This window comes from Ruminococcus sp. N15.MGS-57 (genome assembly GCF_000980385.1).
Classification (GTDB): Bacteria; Bacillota; Clostridia; order Oscillospirales; family Ruminococcaceae; genus Hominimerdicola; species Hominimerdicola aceti.
Window position 1 is genome coordinate 1 of sequence record NZ_LARF01000080.1, and the last position, 2,630, is coordinate 2,630.

The 2,630-nt window shown below is 40.7% G+C and carries 2 protein-coding genes; both read right to left on the reverse strand.

The genetic code is table 11. The features are described from left to right. Nucleotides 1-74: 74 nt before the first annotated feature. Nucleotides 75-1,055, reverse strand: coding sequence for a protein translocase subunit SecF (gene secF, locus WS40_RS10285; protein WP_046442120.1), 981 nt, complete (start codon nt 1,053-1,055; stop codon nt 75-77). Next, nucleotides 1,048-2,430 carry a preprotein translocase subunit SecD gene (locus WS40_RS10290; RefSeq protein ID WP_046442122.1) on the reverse strand — a complete coding sequence of 461 codons (1,383 nt, stop codon included), beginning with the start codon at nt 2,428-2,430 and terminating at the stop codon, nt 1,048-1,050. Before WS40_RS10290 ends, secF begins: the two co-directional genes overlap by 8 nt. Nucleotides 2,431-2,630: the final 200 nt, after the last annotated feature.

The window sequence follows — 2,630 nt, forward strand, 5'->3', positions numbered from 1 at the left end:
CAACATAGAATATTTTTGTTTTTTGCGCTGTCTACTTGACAGGGGGCGGGTCACAACATACCGTCCATAAAATTTTATCTTCTTGAAGCCTTTTTCTTTGTGCTGCCTGTTTTTGAACCTGAATGTGACTTCTTTGCCTGATGTTTTTTCCAATGTACCCACAGTGTAGGTGCGATACAGTTAGAAGAATAAACACCTGATATCATACCGATGATAAGTGGGAAAGCAAAGCTCAGGATAGATGTTACTCCACAGATTATGCAGACGATACAAACTGTAGCCATAGCAAGAACTGTTGTAACAGTTGTATGGATAGAACGTCCCATTGTCTGTGTGATAGAGAGGTTTACAAGATCCTCAAGCTCCATTTTGTTGCCAAGGAGATTTTCATTCTCTCTGATTCTGTCGTAAATGATGATAGTTGCGTTGATAGAATATCCAAGGATAGTCAGCAAAACTGCCATAAAGTTTGCGTTGATGTCAAATCTGCATATTACAAAGCAGCCATAAACCATGCACATATCGTGTGCAAGGGCAACTACTGAGAACACACCTGCTGAGATACCGCCTATCTTTTTAAATCTGAATCCGATATAAATGATAGTGATGACCATTGCCAGTGCGCAAGCAGCAAGGCACTTGAAGAAGAAGTTCATACCGCTTGAAGCTGCAACGTCGTTTGACTCATAAACTTCTATGTTATTATCAGGAAAGTCCTTTTCAAGGGCTGTTTTCAGGGTGTTCTGCTTATCATCGCTTATACCCTTTGTTGATGAGAATTTTATCTCTACTGTCTTTCCTGCGTTTCCTGTGTTTTCGCCAAGAGTTACTGTACATTTATCTCCGATACTGTCAGAAACGGTATTTGAAACGTCAGAAGTCTTTATATCGCCCTCATATGTATAAGTCAAAACTGTACCGCCTTTGAACTCGATAGCCACGTTAAGACCTATAACGAATGTAAGAATGATAAAAATTGCGATAAGTGCGCATGATATGGAATAAAATAACTTGCTGTGACCCACAACATTCAGGGTCTTTCTTTCTTTACTCATTTATTTCAGCACCTCCGTAAAGCTTGCGTTTCTTAAAGCACTTGAACTTTGAGAGGGACGAAAGCATAAGTCTTGAACAGAAGATACCGAATACAAAGTTCAGGAGGATACCTACAAGGAGAGTATATCCAAGTGAATAGATAGTACCTGCTGTGCTTGCGCCGAATACTGAGAATACAGGGCTGAGAAGTGTTCCGAAAACGCTGTCTGTAGGTCCGAATGCACCCATAAGGATTATTGCAACGAATACTACTGTGATGTTTCCGTCGAATACTGCGCTCCACGCTCTCTTATAGCCAAGCTCGATAGCTCCGTTAAGTGTTTTGCCGTTGTTAAGCTCTTCCTTTATTCTCTCGGCTGTGATAACGTTAGCGTCAACGCCCATACCGATAGAAAGGATAATACCTGCGATACCAGGTATAGTCAGCGTAAAGCTGTCGATATTTCCAAAGAAACCTGTGATGCAGGCAATAGAACCTATTACCTGACCTATAAGTGCGATAGAAGCAACAAAGCCCGGCAGCTTATAGATAACGATGATATATGCAGCGATAACGATAAATGCGATAAGTCCTGCGATGACCATTGCATTTTTTGCACCCTCACCCAATGTAGGTGAAATGATGTTCGTGCTTGTTGTTTTAAGGTCGAATGGGATAGAACCTGCATTTATCTTATCTGAAAGAGCTTTTGCAGAATCGTATGTGAAGTTGCCCTCGATAACGCACTCACCGTCAGTGATAGCTGAATTTACGCTTGGTGCAGAAATGCACTTATCGTCCATCCAGATAGAGATAAAGCCTTTTCCGGCAAGCTCAGTTGTAGCGTCAGCAAAAGCTTTTTTACCGCTGTTATTGAGTGTCAGGCTTACTACATACTTGATATTTCCTGTAGTTTCGTCCTGAGTTTGTCTTACCTCAGCCTTTTTAACGTCATTTCCTGTAAGCACCTGCTCGCCTTTTTCTTCTTTACCCTTTCTGAATACAAGCTTTGCAGTTTCGCCAAGCTCAGAAACGGCATCCTCAGGGTCAAAGCTTTCTTCGTTAGCCTGCCATGGGAATGAAACCATTACCTTATTTTTCTTATAGTCTACATAGACCTCGCTGTCTGTGATATTAAGGCTTACAAGTCTTTGCTCGATAACAGCCTTTGCAGCGTCCATTTCTTCCTTTGTGGCGTCGTAATTATCGGCAGGTTCAAACGTAGCATTTACGCCACCCTGAATATCGATACCCCAGCGGATATCTTCAACGCCCTTGATATAGCTTGTTTTTATATCTCCGTACTGAGTATGTATTCCTGCATAAGTGAGATATCCAAATGCAATTATACACAAAAGCACGATAAAAAACACGGGTTTTTTAACTTTTCGCACCTTTAATCCTCCTGATAAATTTATTAAGCCCAGAGGCTTTTCTGCCGTCAGGGCACAATACACCCATAACGAACACATTCACCTTATAATTATAAAACGTTTGATACAAAATGTCAATAGTTTTTATGAAATTCGCACTGTTACTTTGTAGTGCTACAATAGATATTGGACAAAATTAAGAAAAAAGAAAAGAGAGATAG

Bases quoted from the DNA above. Each gene is read 5' to 3' on its own strand.
- secF (WP_046442120.1), bottom strand. From the start codon at position 1,055: ATGAGTAAAGAAAGAAAGACCCTGAATGTTGTGGGTCACAGCAAGTTA.